The sequence below is a fragment of the Microbacterium sp. BWT-B31 genome, assembly GCF_041379855.1.
GTDB lineage: Bacteria > Actinomycetota > Actinomycetes > Actinomycetales > Microbacteriaceae > Microbacterium.
Genome location: NZ_JBFECU010000001.1, coordinates 430,243 through 445,032, shown reverse-complemented (window position 1 = coordinate 445,032; position 14,790 = coordinate 430,243). Strand labels below are relative to the sequence as shown.

The 14,790-nt window shown below is 71.5% G+C and carries 15 protein-coding genes; 4 read left to right on the top strand and 11 right to left on the bottom strand.

Going from position 1 to position 14,790, the window contains the following annotated elements; all coding sequences use genetic code 11:
* Nucleotides 1-38: 38 nt before the first annotated feature.
* The 4 genes from AB1K54_RS01920 to AB1K54_RS01905 all read right to left on the bottom strand — a co-directional run bounded on the left by AB1K54_RS01920 (nucleotide 39) and on the right by AB1K54_RS01905 (nucleotide 4,315).
* Nucleotides 39-386 carry a helix-turn-helix domain-containing protein gene (locus tag AB1K54_RS01920; protein WP_371201001.1) on the bottom strand — a complete coding sequence of 116 codons (348 nt, stop codon included), beginning with the start codon at nucleotides 384-386 and terminating at the stop codon, nucleotides 39-41.
* Nucleotides 387-515: 129 nt separating this feature from the next.
* Nucleotides 516-1,418: a succinate--CoA ligase subunit alpha gene (gene sucD / locus AB1K54_RS01915; protein ID WP_371201000.1), complete on the bottom strand. Its 903-nt coding sequence runs from the start codon at nucleotides 1,416-1,418 to the stop codon at nucleotides 516-518.
* Between the two features lie 33 nt (nucleotides 1,419-1,451).
* Nucleotides 1,452-2,615, bottom strand: a complete 1,164-nt coding sequence (gene sucC, locus AB1K54_RS01910; RefSeq protein ID WP_371200999.1) for an ADP-forming succinate--CoA ligase subunit beta — start codon at nucleotides 2,613-2,615, stop codon at nucleotides 1,452-1,454.
* Between the two features lie 137 nt (nucleotides 2,616-2,752).
* The gene (locus AB1K54_RS01905; protein ID WP_371200998.1) at nucleotides 2,753-4,315 is read right to left on the bottom strand and encodes an FAD-dependent oxidoreductase; all 1,563 of its coding nucleotides are present in this window, start codon (nucleotides 4,313-4,315) and stop codon (nucleotides 2,753-2,755) included.
* Between the two features lie 114 nt (nucleotides 4,316-4,429).
* On the opposite strand from AB1K54_RS01905, the gene AB1K54_RS01900 reads away from it, so the two are divergent.
* A complete protein-coding gene (locus tag AB1K54_RS01900) occupies nucleotides 4,430-5,104 on the top strand; it encodes a TetR family transcriptional regulator (RefSeq protein ID WP_371200997.1) in 675 nt (224 codons plus the stop codon).
* 159 nt (nucleotides 5,105-5,263) lie between these two features.
* A complete protein-coding gene (locus AB1K54_RS01895) occupies nucleotides 5,264-6,310 on the top strand; it encodes an ATP-dependent DNA ligase (RefSeq protein WP_371200996.1) in 1,047 nt (348 codons plus the stop codon).
* Between the two features lie 214 nt (nucleotides 6,311-6,524).
* Here AB1K54_RS01895 and AB1K54_RS01890 read toward each other — a convergent pair whose 3' ends face one another.
* Complete coding sequence (locus tag AB1K54_RS01890) at nucleotides 6,525-8,102, bottom strand: aspartate:alanine exchanger family transporter (protein WP_371200995.1); 1,578 nt, start codon at nucleotides 8,100-8,102, stop codon at nucleotides 6,525-6,527.
* A gap of 4 nt (nucleotides 8,103-8,106) precedes the next feature.
* Entirely contained in the window at nucleotides 8,107-9,150 is a 1,044-nt protein-coding gene (gene ligD, locus AB1K54_RS01885; protein ID WP_371200994.1) for a non-homologous end-joining DNA ligase, read from the bottom strand.
* A gap of 328 nt (nucleotides 9,151-9,478) precedes the next feature.
* On the opposite strand from ligD, the gene AB1K54_RS01880 reads away from it, so the two are divergent.
* Nucleotides 9,479-10,432 (top strand): SseB family protein, encoded by a 954-nt coding sequence (locus AB1K54_RS01880; RefSeq protein WP_371200993.1) that lies wholly within the window; start codon nucleotides 9,479-9,481, stop codon nucleotides 10,430-10,432.
* Between the two features lie 6 nt (nucleotides 10,433-10,438).
* On the opposite strand, the gene AB1K54_RS01875 is transcribed toward AB1K54_RS01880, so the two are convergent.
* The 3 genes from AB1K54_RS01875 to AB1K54_RS01865 are packed head-to-tail and all read right to left on the bottom strand — an operon-like array spanning nucleotide 10,439 to nucleotide 11,912.
* Nucleotides 10,439-10,903 (bottom strand): hypothetical protein, encoded by a 465-nt coding sequence (locus AB1K54_RS01875; RefSeq protein WP_371200992.1) that lies wholly within the window; start codon nucleotides 10,901-10,903, stop codon nucleotides 10,439-10,441.
* On the bottom strand, nucleotides 10,885-11,229 hold the full coding sequence (locus AB1K54_RS01870; protein ID WP_371200991.1) for a hypothetical protein: 345 nt from the start codon (nucleotides 11,227-11,229) through the stop codon (nucleotides 10,885-10,887). The genes AB1K54_RS01875 and AB1K54_RS01870 overlap by 19 nt, the downstream gene beginning before the upstream one ends.
* Nucleotides 11,226-11,912 carry a hypothetical protein gene (locus AB1K54_RS01865; protein WP_371200990.1) on the bottom strand — a complete coding sequence of 229 codons (687 nt, stop codon included), beginning with the start codon at nucleotides 11,910-11,912 and terminating at the stop codon, nucleotides 11,226-11,228. The genes AB1K54_RS01870 and AB1K54_RS01865 overlap by 4 nt, the downstream gene beginning before the upstream one ends.
* Before the next feature lie 864 nt (nucleotides 11,913-12,776).
* Between AB1K54_RS01865 and AB1K54_RS01860 the strand changes: the two genes are divergently transcribed.
* Nucleotides 12,777-13,190 carry an SseB family protein gene (locus tag AB1K54_RS01860; protein WP_371200989.1) on the top strand — a complete coding sequence of 138 codons (414 nt, stop codon included), beginning with the start codon at nucleotides 12,777-12,779 and terminating at the stop codon, nucleotides 13,188-13,190.
* Nucleotides 13,191-13,202: 12 nt separating this feature from the next.
* Here AB1K54_RS01860 and AB1K54_RS01855 read toward each other — a convergent pair whose 3' ends face one another.
* Nucleotides 13,203-13,766, bottom strand: a complete 564-nt coding sequence (locus AB1K54_RS01855) for a hypothetical protein (RefSeq protein ID WP_371200988.1) — start codon at nucleotides 13,764-13,766, stop codon at nucleotides 13,203-13,205.
* Nucleotides 13,763-14,767, bottom strand: a complete 1,005-nt coding sequence (locus tag AB1K54_RS01850; protein ID WP_371200987.1) for an alpha/beta hydrolase — start codon at nucleotides 14,765-14,767, stop codon at nucleotides 13,763-13,765. The genes AB1K54_RS01855 and AB1K54_RS01850 overlap by 4 nt, the downstream gene beginning before the upstream one ends.
* Nucleotides 14,768-14,790: the final 23 nt, after the last annotated feature.

Sequence of the window (14,790 nt, the reverse complement as noted above, 5' to 3'; positions counted from 1 at the left end):
CCGCACGACCGCCGCCCGCGCGGCGGGGAGGCGAGGACTCAGGCTGCGAGGAGGTACGACGCGCGGCCTCCGACCGCCGGGCGCGCGGCGAGCATCGAGGCTCGTGAGCGAAGGTCGTCGGCCACGGCGGCGGTGAGATCGATGAGGGTCACCTCGAGGGCGCCGGCGATTGCCGCGATCATCTCGCTCGAGGGCTCCTTGAGGCCCCGCTCGATCTCGGACAGGTACTGCGGCGACACCCCTGCACGGGCCGCGGTGTCGGCGAGCCGTTCACCGCGGTCGTGCCGCAGGCGCCGCAGCAGCTCCCCGAGCGCATCGCGCCACAGCGGCTCGGGATCACGCGCGGAGGGCGAAAGGGTGCGCGGCAGTGGAACGATCTCGGCCATGACGCGACGATAGGGCGAGCACGGCTGCGCGGGCGACCCGTTCTGCTCACAGCGGAACGGGTCGCGCTGCCCCCGGAACGAGAGGGGGCGGATGCCGCAGCATCCGCCCCCTCATTCGTTCACAAGGCTTTACAGCCCGGCGATGATCTCACGCATGAGGTCGGCGGTCTCGGACGGCGTCTTTCCGACCTTGACGCCGGCGGCCTCGAGGGCCTCCTTCTTGGCCTGCGCGGTGCCCGCCGAGCCCGACACGATGGCGCCGGCGTGGCCCATGGTCTTGCCCTCGGGTGCGGTGAAGCCGGCGACGTAGCCGACGACCGGCTTGGTCACATTGGCCTTGATGAAGTCGGCCGCGCGCTCCTCGGCGTCGCCGCCGATCTCGCCGATCATCACGATCGCCTTGGTCTCGGGGTCGGCCTCGAACGCGGCGAGCGCGTCGATGTGGGTGGTGCCGATGATCGGGTCGCCGCCGATGCCGATCGCCGTCGAGAAGCCGACCTCGCGCAGCTCGTACATCATCTGGTAGGTCAGGGTGCCCGACTTCGACACCAGGCCGATCGGGCCCTTGCCGGTGATGTTGGCGGGGGTGATGCCCACGAGCGCCTCGCCGGGCGTGATGATGCCGGGGCAGTTCGGGCCGATGATGCGGGTCTTGTTCCCCTTGGCCTGCGCGTGCGCCCACGCCTCGGCGGTGTCGCCGACGGGCACGCCCTCGGTGATGACCACGAGCAGCGGGATCTCGGCGTCGATGGCCTCGACCATCGCGTCCTTGGTGAACGCGGGCGGCACGAACGCGATCGAGACGTCGGCGCCGGTGGCGGCAATGGCCTCGGCGACCGTCGCGAAGACGGGCAGCTCGACGGCGTTGCCGTCCTTGTCGGTGTGCAGCACCGTGGTGCCGGCCTTGCGCGCGTTGACGCCGCCGACGACCTGCGTGCCGGCCTTCAGCATGAGGGCGGTGTGCTTGGTGCCCTCACCGCCCGTGATGCCCTGGACGATGACCTTGGAGTCCTTGTTGAGGAAGATCGACATGTCTGTTCTTTCCTAGTTCCGGATGCTTCGTGCTCAGGCGTTCGCCAGCTCGGCGGCCTTGTCGGCGCCCTGGTCCATGGTCTCGGCGAGGGTGACCAGCGGGTGGTTCGCCTCACGCAGGATCGCGCGGCCCTCTTCGACCTTGTTGCCGTCCAGGCGCACGACGAGGGGCTTGGTGGCGGTGGAGCCGAGTTCGGCGAGCGCGCCGACGATGCCCTTGGCGACCGCGTCGCACGCGGTGATGCCGCCGAAGACGTTCACGAAGACCGACTTGACCTGCGGGTCGCCGAGGATGACGTCAAGGCCCGCGGCCATGACCTCGGCCGAGGCGCCGCCGCCGATGTCGAGGAAGTTCGCGGGCTTGACGCCGCCGTGGTTCTCACCGGCGTACGCGACCACGTCGAGGGTCGACATGACCAGTCCCGCGCCGTTGCCGATGACGCCGACCTCGCCGTCGAGCTTGACGTAGTTGAGGTCGTTCGCCTTGGCCTTGGCCTCGAGCGGGTCGGCGGCGTCCTTGTCTTCGAGCAGGGCGTGCGAGGCGTGGCGGAAGTCGGCGTTCTCGTCGAGCGAGACCTTGCCGTCGAGGGCGACGATCTCGCCCTCGCCCGTCAGCACGAGCGGGTTGACCTCGACGAGGGTCGCGTCCTCGCCCTTGTACACGTTGTAGAGCTTGACGAACACGTCGCTCACCTTGTCGACCAGGTCGGCCGAGAAGCCGGCGGCCTGAGCGATCTCGACGGCCTTGGCCTGGTCGATGCCGGTGCCGGGGTTCACCTCGACGCGGGCCAGCGCCTCGGGGCGCTCGACGGCGAGCTCTTCGATCTCCATGCCGCCCTCGACCGAGCACAGCGACAGGTAGGAGCGGTTGGCGCGATCCAGCAGCACCGAGAAGTAGTACTCCTTGTCGATGTTCGCGCCCTGCGCGACCATGACGCGCTTGACGATGTGGCCCTTGATGTCGAGGCCGAGGATGGCCTTGGCCGCCTCGTAGGCCTCGTCGGGGGTCTTGGCGACCTTCACACCGCCGGCCTTGCCGCGGCCGCCGGTCTTGACCTGGGCCTTCACGACGACGACGCCGCCGATCTTCTCGGCCGCCGCGCGCACCTCCTCGGGGGTGTCCGCGACGATGCCGGCGAGCACCGGCACCTCGTACTTCTCGAAAAGGTCACGTGCCTGGTACTCGTACAGATCCACAGTGCAGTCCTTCGGTGGGGCGTTTGTGGGGGTTGTGGGCCGGAGAAAGTATCTCGATGTCGAGAGATCGGCCAATCCCCTAGCCTACTACCGCAGATTCGGTGGTCTTGACCAGCGGACGCGCCGCGCGGGCGGGGTCAATGCGGAAGCGGCAGGGCCGAGGTCACCGGCGCAGGTCCGGTCCCCGAGCGCGGCAGACGCCGCAGATCGTTCACCGCCGGACCCTCGATGCGGCGCCCATCGGCCGCGAAGCGCGACGCATGGAGGGGGCAGTCCCACGTGCACTCGGCGTCGTTCCACTCGAGCACGCCGCCCAGGTGCGGGCACACCGCGCTCACGGCGCGCGTGGCCCCCTCGACGGTCGAGACGCCGACCGGGTGGCCGGCGCGACTCGCGACGACGCCCTCGCCCTCGGCGGGCGCGGCCACCGGCACCGACGTGCGCTGCGCGCCGACCCATCTGGATGCCGCCTCCCATCCGACGCGCAGGTTCTCCACTCCCCCGCGTCCGAGGTCGGCCGGCACCGTCATCCGGCGCGCGATCGCGGCCATCCACTGCGGACGCTCGCGCCACGGAACACGACGGATCTCGGCCGACAGCCGCAGCGCCGCCGCCGGGCCGTTCGACAGCCCCCACTTCGCGAACCCGGTCGCGAAGCGGATGCGCCCGAGCCCGCGCGGCAGCGCGCCGGCGAACGGGATCAGATCGTGCGACTCGTAGTCCTGCGCCGACCACGTGGCGACCGGCTCCGCCCCGGCGAAGTGCTCGCGCGTCCACGCGATCAGGTCGTCGACCCGCTCCCGCTCGGACGCCACACGTCCGACCGGATGCCCGTTGCCGCCCACCACCAGCCGCGCCCGGCCCGCCGGGCCGTCGCCGTCTGTGACCGACCGGATCGAGCGCACCGGCCCGTCCAGCGACAGGTACAGGCCCTCGGGCACCTCGCCGTCGACCTCGAATGCGACGCAGTACGACCGCAGCCCGCGGCTCTTGGCGAAGTACAGCCCGCGATCGGCGATCGGCGTGCCGGTGGCCAGCACGAGGTGACCGGCCGAGGCGTAGCCGGCATCGGTCTCGATCCAGGCGCGCGGCACCGCATGCACGCGCGTGACACGCGTGCCGGTGTGCAGGGCGCCTCCCGCGGCGACGAAGGCGTGGGCGAGGGCGTGCGCGAGGGCGACCGGGTCGATCGCGACCTGGTCGTCGAGCGCGACGGCGTCGACGAGGGGGAACGGATGCCGCGACCCGTCGCCGGCAACGCGCCGCACGTTCAGCCCCGCCTCTCGCGCGGCGGCGAACTCGGACTCGACGAACTCGACGCCGTCTGCCGTCTGCGCATACGAGAACGCGGTGCGCCGCGTGAAGGGAACGCCCGCCTCGCGCGCGAAGGCGGTGATCCACTCGGCGCCTGCGCGGTTCGCGTCGAGGTACGCCCGCGTGAGCGCGGCGGAGTGGTGTCGCCGCAGCGCCGAGAGCCGGCCTCCCTGCAGGAGCGACACCTTGCCGGTGTTGGCGCCGGTCGACAGTTCGGCGACGGCGCCGGCCTCGACGACTGCCACGTCCAGTCCGGAGCGCACGAGCATGAGCGCGGTGCTGAGGCCGGTGATCCCCGCGCCCACCACGATCACATCGCGGTGGGCGCCCGCAGCGAACTCGGTGCCCAGGGCCGGCTGGGTCCCTGCCCGCCACAGCGATGACATGGTGTCAGTCAACACCTCCGGGACCCGCTCGGCCACGGGGGTACACGACAGCGCGACGCGGTGTGACGCGAGGTGATCCCCGGTCCGCGCCACGCGTGCTCTAGGCTCGTGCCGATGTCAGACCTCGACTCAGGCGCCGTCGCTCGCAACGCCGTCATCGCGGCGGCCCTCGAGCTGTTCGCGGAACGCGGCTTCGACCAGACCTCGGTAGACCAGATCGCGAAGGCCGCGGGGGTGTCGCGCTCGACCTTCTTCCGCCAGTTCGGCGGCAAGGAGGACGTCGTCTTCGCCGACCACGAGGTCGTCCTCGACGAACTGCGCGCCTATCTCGCACGCCCCCACGACAACCCGTGGGAGGCTGTGTGCGAGGCATCCGTGCGCGTGTACCGGCATTTCGCCGCCGACCCCGAACTGGCCCGTCGGCGCTACACAGTCGTGCGTCAGGTGCCGGCGCTGCGCGAACGCGAGATCGTGACCGTGTTTCGCTACGAGCGCCTGTTCGATCAGTACCTGCGCGAGGCGCTGCCCGGCCTCGATCCGATCGACGCGGTGGGATTCGCGGCGGTGGTCACCGCCGTGCACAACCACGTGCTGCGGCGCCTGCTGCGCGACGCCAAGCGCGTGCCGGCATCGGTGCTGCGCGACGCCCTCGACGAGGCGATGCGCCGGTTCGGCGTGCACCCCCACGGCCCTGCCGACGAAGCCGACGACGACGTCGTCGTGGCGGTGTTCCCGAGACGGATGCCGGCGGCCGAGGTCGCCCGCCGCCTCACGCGCGACCTCGGCTGAGGCTGCGCGCCCCACCCCGGGCGTGACCGGCAGCCTCTGGGGTGTGTCCCGCTGTGCGCCCAGAGGCAGACCTCGTGCGGCTTCTTCGGGAACATGGTCCGTGTGGCCGCGGCGAACCACCCGCTGTCATGTGTCGGAGCCGCACGGCAGGATGAACCCATGCCCTACGAGATCCCGGCGCCCATGCTCGCGAAGTCGGTGCCCGAGGTGCCCTCGCCCGACAAGGTCGACGGCGGGCTCGGCTACGAGCCCAAGTGGGACGGCTTCCGCGCGCTGGTGTCGTGGGACGGCACGGACGTCGAGATCGGCAGCCGCGGCGCGAAGTCGCTGACGCGGTACTTTCCCGAACTCGTCGAGGCGTTCTCGCGCCTGCTGCCGGAGCCCTGCCTCATCGACGGCGAGATCGGGGTGCCCAAGGGCGAGCCTGGCGCACAGCGCCTGGACTGGGATTCGCTGACCCAGCGCATCCACCCCGCCGCGTCCCGCGTGAACCGGCTCGCCGCCGAGACCCCGGCGATGTTCATCGCGTTCGACCTGCTCGCCCGCGGCGAGCGCGATCTTCAGCCCGCGCCGTTCGCGACCCGGCGGGCGCAGCTCGTCGACCTGCTCACCGGGGTGCCGCATCCGATCCATGTGACGCGCACGACCGGCGACGCCGAGGTGGCGCGCCGGTGGCTGAGCGAGTTCGAGGGCGCAGGCCTCGACGGGGTCGTCGCGAAGCCGCTCGCGCAGCCCTACGCGCCGAACAAGCGCACGATGTTCAAGATCAAGCACGCGCGCACGGCCGACGTCGTGGCGATGGGGTATCGCCTCCACCGTTCGGGGCAGGGTGTGGGCTCGCTCCTGGTGGGGCTCTACTCCCAAGACGGCAAGCTCTATCCCGTCGGCGGGGTCGCGGCATGGAGCAACGAGCGCCGGCTCGGGCTCATCGACGAGCTGGCTGCGCTCGTCGAGCGCGACGAGTCGGGCGAGGCGCTGCGCGGCGAGGGTGAGAAGTCGCGGTTCCAGGCGGGTCGTGCCGACTCGTCGTTCGTGCCGCTGCGTCCCGAGCGCGTGCTCGAGGTGCGCTACGACCAGCTCGAGGGCTGGCGCTTCCGTCACACGGTGCAGTTCGAGCGCTGGCGTCCCGACCGCGATCCCCGCTCGTGCTCGTACGACCAACTCGAGACGGTGTCGGCCTACGACCTCGGCGCCGTGCTGGAGTGAATGACGGATGCCGCAGCATCCCCCATTCACTCCCCCATCCCATCCCACCCCACCCGATCTTCGCCGGTGACGCGAGCGCAGCGCTGCGGCAGTCCGGGACGCTGGCATCGGGTCTGGCGGGAGCGCCGCCCGCAGGGCGACGCGGGGGCATGCGTCCCGGACTGCCGCAGCGCGGAGCGTCCCCATGACGGCGCCCCCGTGACGGCGTCCCACGTCACAGCGTCACGAGCACCTGCGCGAGCAGGATCTTCACCACCATGGCCGTCGGGTACACGAGGCTGTACCCCAGTGCGACCCGCACGTCGTAGTTCGTGCGGGTGTTGGCGAACGCGAGGATGGCGGGGTTGGTCTGGGCCCCGCCGATCACGCCCGACAGCCGCGTGCCGCCGAGGCCGAATACGTGCCGGACCAGCAGGTAGGTGCCGAGCATCACGATGATGGTGACGACGGCGCCGAGCAGAAGGATGGTGAGCACCTCGCCGGACACGATCGCGCTGATGACGAGGGAGCCTGCCTTGGTGCCGGCGTAGGCGAGGAAGATCAGCAGGCCCAGTTCGGCCAGCACGTTCGCGGCGGTGTTCGGCAAGGACGTGACGAAGGGTCCGATGCGGCCGATCCGCCCCATCGCGAGGCCGATGATGAGCGCCCCCGCGGCGTAGCCGAGTCCGAAATATCCGCCGCCGGGGATCGGGATCTGAACGGCCCCGAGCAGCAGTCCCACCGCGATGCCGATGCCGAGCGCGACGGGGTTGATGTCGGCCAGCCCGCGCTCGGAGTCGCCGAGAAACGCCGACACCGCCGGCAGCGACTTCTTGGGTCCCACGACGCGCAGCCGGTCGCCCTGCAGCAGCACGAAGTCGCCGGTGGCGACGAACTCGACGTCGCCGCGGCGGATGCGCGCGATCGACGCGCCGAAGCGCTCGCGCAGCCCGAGGCTGCCGATGGTGCGCCCGGCGAGCGCGGGGTTCGACACGATGATGCGGCGGTAGTCGAGTTCGGTGCGCTGGCCCACGATGTCGATCGCCGAGGTGTGCCCGAGCTCTTTGACGACCTCCTGCACCTCGTCGCTCGGGCCGACGACGTTCACGACGGCGCCCTCGCCGAGCACCGTCTCGGGGCGGACGGCTTCGATCTCGCCGTCCTTGGGCTGTACGCGTGAGAAGAGCACGCGGCCGCCGTGCAGCTTCTCGACCTCGTCCACGGTGGGATGCGAGGTGGTGTCGACCTGGACGACCTTGTCGACGATGGGCGAGGGGGCGTCGGTGTCGGCGGCGCGGTGGCGCAGCGCCAAGGCTGTGGCCAGCATCGCCCCGATCACGCCGAACACGTAGGCGCTCGCGTAGCCCACGGTGGCGTCGGCGCTTCCGCCGGTCGCGGCGAGGGCGGGCGTGTTGGTGACGGCGCCCGCGAACGTGCCCGCGATGGTGACCGGGTCGACGCCCAGCAGCATCCCGAGCCCGTAGGCGACGGCTGCGCCCAGAACGAGGATGCCCGCCACGGCGAGGATGAGCGCCCACGACGTGCGGATGGCGTTGAAGAACCCCGGGCCGGCGATCACGCCGATGCAGAAGGCGAAGAGCACCAGGCCCAGGTCGCCGATCGCCGTGGGCAGCGCGATCGAGACGCCGACTGCCACTCCCCACGCGGTGATGCCCATCGCGACGAAGAGCACCGCGACGGCGCCGAGCGAGATTCCCGCGATGCGCACGCGGCCGAGCGCCGCGCCGAGACCTATGAGCAGGAAAAGCACGATCACCGGATGCATCGCGAGGTACTCGAACACCGCGGTCATGGCGTCACTCGTCAGCTTTCGGCCAGTTGTCGGGGTTGATGCGGCTCGGCTGCACGCGCGGGGGCTCGCCGGGCATCTTGGGAAAATCCGGGGGGAAGGGCAGTTCCCCGAGCCCGGCGTCGAGGTCGCGCTGCCACCACTCCAGCAGCGTGTCGATGCGACCGGGCTCATCGAGAAGGCCCGCCCACGGGTCACCGGTGTCGGCGAGACGCTGCGGCACCGTGCGCACCGTGAACGCGCCGGGGTCGACTCCGGCGTCGAGCTCGTCCCAGGTGAGCGGCGTCGACACGGTCGCAGTCGGCAGGGCGCGGGGACTGTAGGCGCCCGCCATCGTGCGGTCGCGGTTGGCCTGGTTGAAGTCGATGAAGATGCGTTCGCCGCGCTCCTCCTTCCACCAGTTCATCGTGACCCGCTCGGGCATCCGCCGCTCAAGCTCGCGACCGGCGGCGATGACCGCATGCCGCACGTCGAGGAACTCCCACACCGGCTCGATGGGGCAGAACACGTGGATGCCGCGGTTGCCGCTGGTCTTGAGGAACGCGGTGAGCCCCGCCTCGGCGAGCACGTCGCGCAGCGCGGGGGCGACGGCCGCGGCATCCGTGAAATCGGTCCCGGGCTGGGGATCGAGGTCGATGCGCAGCTCGACGGGGTTGTCGGTGTCAGAGGCGAGCGAGGCCCACGGGTGAAAGACGATCGTGTTCATCTGCGCGGCCCACACCGCCGCCGCGGGCTCGGTGAGGACGATCTGCGGATGCCGCCGCCCGCTGTTGTAGCGCACGGTGACCGCCTCGACGAACGCGGGCGCCCCCTTGGGCGGGTTCTTCGAGTAGAAGCGCTCCCCCTCGACCGAGTCAGGGAAGCGCTCCAGCGACACCGGCCGGTCGCCGTTCGCGGCGAGGAACGGCCCCGACACGGCCAGCAGATACTCCGCCAGCTCATGCTTGGTGATCCCCACCGCCGGCCACAGCACGCGGTTCGGGTTCGACAAGCCCACCTCGCGCTCGCCGTGCGGCCCCGGCACGGTGAGGGTGATGCGTTCGGACGCCATGCTCAGACACTAGAGCCGGGCGCCGACACGCGTCACCCCCGTCGCCCGCGCAGCGCCCCCAGGCCCCCGCCCCCCGGCCGCCGGTCGCAGAACTCCTTCGATTCGTGCGCCCGCACCGCGCCACGGCGGTCGAAAGGCCGCGATCTGCTCGGATCGAAGGAGTTCCGCCGACCCCGCCGCGGGTCTGCACTCCGACCGCGGCGCTTAGTCTCGAACAATGGCCCTCTTCTCTCGCGGCAAACGCACGCCCGGCGACCGGGACGACTCGACGACGGCCCCTGCGCCCTCTCCGGACACCGCCGGCGCAGCCCCCGGAGCCTCCGGGAGTGTGCGCCCAACCGCGGCCGAGGCATCCGCCGATGCACCCGGCTTCGACGAGGCCGCCGACGCGCCCGCCGAGCCCGTGCCGCACGTAGGCATCTCGGTCTCGACGTTCGGACGCCCCGCCCCGCGCCCGGCCGGCCCCGCCCTCTCGCGCCCCGCTGAGAACGCGCCGCCCGCGATCCCCGGCCTCGAGGACAACGTGCCGCTGCGGCAGGCGCTCGCGAAGCTGCCCGCACAGCCCGAGGGCGGCGACATCGTGTCGATCGCGCGCCAGCTCATGCAGGGGCACGTCTTCCTGCGGGTCCGCGGCGACGCGCGGAGCCTGCTCGCGGCGGGAGAGAGCCTGCCGCTGGCGACGGTGACGGTCGGCGACAAGCCGTTCGCGCTTGTGTACTCGGGCGGCGCCGCCCTCCGCGACAGCATCATGGCGGACGGCGACCTGGGCACCTCCGCGATGGCGCAGCCCGTGGCATCCGTCTTCCGCTTCGTGCTCGCCGGCCAGTACGGCGGCATCGTCATCGACCCGTCGTCGGCTCCGGCGCGGGCGCTCCTGCCCCGCGAGCTGCTGCAGCGGATCGTCGACGAGGCGGGTGACGACGCGTTCGCCCTCAAGAACCTGCTGTCGGCCCCGCGCACGCCCGAGACCGCCGGCACCGTCGCAAACGCGCTCATCACCGAGAAGCTGTGGGTCGCGGTCGGGCGGACGGATGCCGGACCCGGCATCGCCGAAGCCCGCACGGCCGAAGGTGATCGGCTCGTGGAGGTCTACTCCCACCCGCTCGAGGTGATCGCGCTCGGCCGCGGCAACGATCCCGCGCCGATCGCGCCCGCGGGCCTCGCGAACGTGCTGCGCACGAATCCCGAGCTGTCGGGCGTCGTCGTGAACCCGGGCGGCCCCTGGATCCGCCTGTCGCGCGACGAGCTCGCGCCCCTTCTCGCGCTGCCGCCCGAGAGCTGACGCGGACTACCGGGACGGCTCCGGCGCCCCCGGCAACTTCGCTTGCGAGATGAGCGGATGCTCCGGCACGACGCTCCGCGTCATCCACCGCTCGAACACCTCGAACGCATCGTCTCGCGCCGACCGGCTCGACAGGAACACGTCGTGGACCGCGCCGTCGATCCGCGCCACGGTCACGAACCTGCCCAGGCGCGTCGCGGCGTGCGCGATCTGGTCGACCCAGAGCACGGAGTCGGTCGAGGTCATCGTGTCGCGCCACGACAGGGGCGGCGTCGAGCGCGCGGACAGAACCAGCTCATCCGACGGCTCGGCGGTGACGACGATGTTGGAGCGGAATCCCGTGCGGGGCACCGGAGCTGCGAGCGTGAGGAGGGCGCGCGGGGCAGTGACCCGCGCCCAGCCCTCTGGCACACGCACGGCGACGCCCTCGGCCACTTCCCAGCCGTCGGCGCTCACGGTCGCGGTCCCCATCGACGGATGCTCTTCGACGCGCCCCGCTGGTCGCGGAACCATCGCGGGGTGAGGAAAGCGGGAAACCAGAACAGGCTCAGGATCGCCGTGGCGAACAGCGCCGTCATCACCACGATGCCCGCGATCGTCGCGGCACGCGGTGCGGCGTCGCCGACCAGCACCAGCACCCCGGCGAGCGCCATGGCGGCGCCCGCGTACAGGATGCCGAACCCCGGCGCGTACCAGCCGCGTCCCGGGGACGCCCACCCGCGCCACCAGCCGGCGTAGGTCGCGACACCGACCGCGATGAAGACGGCGCCGACCACGACCACCAGTGGACCGATCATTCCTCGACCTCGTCGACGATGGCGTCGGCAGCCTCGGAGGACCCCCATCCGCCCAGGACGCCGCCGATGATGCCGCCGACCACACCGCCGATCACGGTGCCGACGCCGGGCACCACCGAACCGATCGCGGCGCCCGCAGCGGCGCCGCCCCACGCCCCGAGCGCACCGCCGCCGATACCCAGCGTGAGGTCGGTGAAAGGACCGCCGAGAGTCTGCGGGAACGCCAGCTGCAGAGACCCGATCTGCGTCGTGAGAGCGCGCAGTGCAGCGGCGCAGTCTTCGTCAGCGGCCTCGGCGTCGGTGCGGAAGACCCGCACGTCGGCGTTCAGGTCGGCGCGCTCGCTGTCATACAGCGGATCGGCGTGGTCCATCGCTTCGAGGTCGGCCAGACGTCGCACCAGAGTGGCCCGACGGGTGTGCAGGCCGGTCAACGAGGTTGCATAGGTGTCGAGCGCACCGCGCGCGGAGTCGGCGACCGAGTGCAGACCTTCGACAAAGGTGTCCAGCGGCGTCCACGCCGTGTACACGTGCTCCGCTTCAGGCGCCGAGTACACGGCCGACAACGCGTTCCAATCGGCGATGATGGCGTCGACCTCGGCGATCAGATCCACGAACGGCGGGAGGAGCTGGTCGGCCGCGGCCGAGATCGATCCGGCCGCAGGGATGTCGGAAATGGCCGTCATCGCACGTCCCGGGCACGTCGCCCTGCGTCTGCAGCGCCATCTCGAGGTCACCCTGCTCGTAGATGCCGATGACCTCGTCGACGGTGAGCGCAACGCTCTCGACGTAGCGACGCACAGCCGCGATGCCCATCATGAGCGGATCCGAGCCGACCACCCCGAGGGCGGCAGCGGTCGCGGGGGCATGCGCCGCTGCCGTCGCGGCTGCGTCGATGGCCGCGCTGTGCGATGCGGCGGCGGTGTCGACGTGAGCGACGCGCGCCATCACCTTGTCCACGACGCTGCGGGCCGGCCCGGGGTCGATACTCCAAGTCACGCGAATCTCCTCCGAACCGGCTTCCCGGACTGACCGACCCGCGCGCGACCCGGTCCACCCCGCCAAGGGCTCCTTCGAAGTCGGGTTTGTGGGGCTTGTGCGGCGTGGTCGCTGTTGATCGGTGAGAACTCCTGTTGATCCGGGGCTTGTTCGGAGTCACTGGATCACGGGAGTTCTCGCACGCCATCATCGCTGATCGATCTCGTCTATGCCACTTCCGGTTCTTGGAACGGAGCAGACGTCGATTACGAGGGGTTGCAGGCTGTGCTCGCCCCGTTCCCGACCCTCGGGCTCGGCGAGGCCGTCGGTACGGGTTCGCGGAGCTGCTGAGCATCTTCGTGGCCGCGGTCCTGTCCGGCGCGAAGTCGCTGACGATGATCACGGAAGGGCGGCCAGACGAGGTCAGGCGCGGCCCTTCCCGTCGGGCCGGGCGCCGTCGCTGGCGACCATCCACCGGGTTGCGGCCACCGGGGATCCGGTCTGGCTGGATGCGCAGCTGCGCGCGTGGAGGCGCAGCCAGCTCTCTGTCACCGGACGGGTCGTCGCCGTGGATGGCAAAGAGGTCCGCGGCGCCAAGCACGCCGACGGGGCAGGCGGGTGACGACGCGTTCGCCCTCAAGAACCTGCTGTCGGCCCCGCGCACGCCCGAGACCGCCGGCACCGTCGCAAACGCGCTCATCACCGAGAAACTGTGGGTCGCGGTCGGGCGGACGGATGCCGGACCCGGCATCGCCGAAGCCCGCACGGCCGAGGGCGATCGGCTCGTGGAGGTCTACTCCCACCCGCTCGAGGTGATCGCGCTCGGCCGCGGCAACGATCCCGCGCCGATCGCGCCCGCGGGCCTCGCGAACGTGCTACGCACGAATCCCGAGCTGTCGGGCGTGGTCGTGAACCCGGGCGGCCCCTGGATCCGCCTGTCGCGCGAAGAACTCGCGCCCCTTCTCGCGCTCGCGACGCAAGACTGAGTCGCCGAGCTCCTACGGGCGCAGCTCGCCGACGAAGCCGTCGCAGATGCCGCTCTCGCTGGCGAGGTCCTGGTCTTTGATGGTTCCATCGTCGCGAGTCACCCACGCAGGGTAGGGCACGTCCGGCATGGTCGCGTCGGCACGGGCGCCGTAGTCCTTCGAGGCAACGGGATCGTCATCGACGAAGTACGCGTTCCACGCGGCATAGACGAGCATGCAGTGGTAGATGCCGGCCGCCGTCGTATAGCCGGTCCAGTCCCCCTTGCCGTGGAAGCGACCGGCAGGCAGGCCCGTGATCGAGGCCGGCCACGCATACCCCGGCGGAATCGGCTCGCTCCAAGCGGCGACCTCCGCCAGGTACGCGCCGTCGCGCGGGTCTGCGGGGTGCGTCGGCGAGGCCATGGGGGTCGGTGAGGGGCGTGCGCTGCGGATCGTCGGAACGGGGGTCGGGAGGTCCGCCGTGACGATGAGGGTCTGCTCGGGTGCCGCTTCGTCTGCGGGCACGGCGCACCCCGCGAGCGCCAGTGCGATGACGACGGCGAGTGCTCCGAGCGCGGGCCTGGCGGGGCGGGTCATCTGCGCATCTTCGCACGCGACACGGCGCTGCGCGTCATCCATCGCCTCAGCACCGCGAACGCCTCATCGCGCGCCGGCGCCCGCGACAGGAAGACGTCGTGGATCGCGCCGTCGATGCGCGCGATCGTGACCAGCGGCAGAATGCGGGCCGCGGCGCGGGCGATGTCGTCGACGACCAGCACAGAGTCCGACGACGTCATGGTCTCGTTCCACGCGAGCGGGGCGGTGGACCGTGCCGACAGCAGCACGAGCGACGGGCAGGCGGGATCGACCCCGGCCGCGACGCGCCGATGCCCGTCGAGCACGGCGGCCAGCCAGCCCGGATGCGTGCCGAATCCGCGCTCCGGACGCCAGTCGGCGCGATACCCGGGCACGGGCAGCGCCCCCACCTCGGTCTGCGCGCGCGTGTAGAAGCCGAAGTCCACGACGGGGTGCCCGCCGAGCGGCTGGAACCGCGCGCGCATGTCGACGAGCGGGGCGATCGCCTGGCGCCCGATCGCACCGAGCTGCAGCTCGAGCCACGGGCTGTTCAGCACGAGCGCGGCCGCGACGCCGGGGTGACGCCCTGCCCACAGCGTCAGCACCAGCCCGCCGGTCGAGTGGCCCATCAGCACGAGTCGACGGCGGGAGGCGGCTGGGCCCACGCGCCCCATCGCTGCCAGCGCGGCCGCGATGTCGGCGTCGTACTCGTCGAGGCTCGCGACGTAACCGGGAGTCTGGCCGTCGCGCAGGCTCCGGCCGTACTTGCGCAGGTCGAGGGCGTAGAACCGCGCCCCGAGCGCGTTCCAGAAGCGCGCGAGCCGCGTCTGGAAGAAGTAATCCGACCACCCGTGCACGTACAGCACGTCCACCTCGTGCAGCGGCCGCACGATCGAGACGAGCGGGTTCGGGATGCTGCGCACCAGCGTCGCAACGACCGGGCCCTCGGAGTCCTCGCCGAGCGGCAGTGTGAGGCGCGCGAACGGCCTCCCGAGGATGTCGGGACCCCACTCCTGCGCCATGGGGTCAGCCTAGGGCGCGGCGG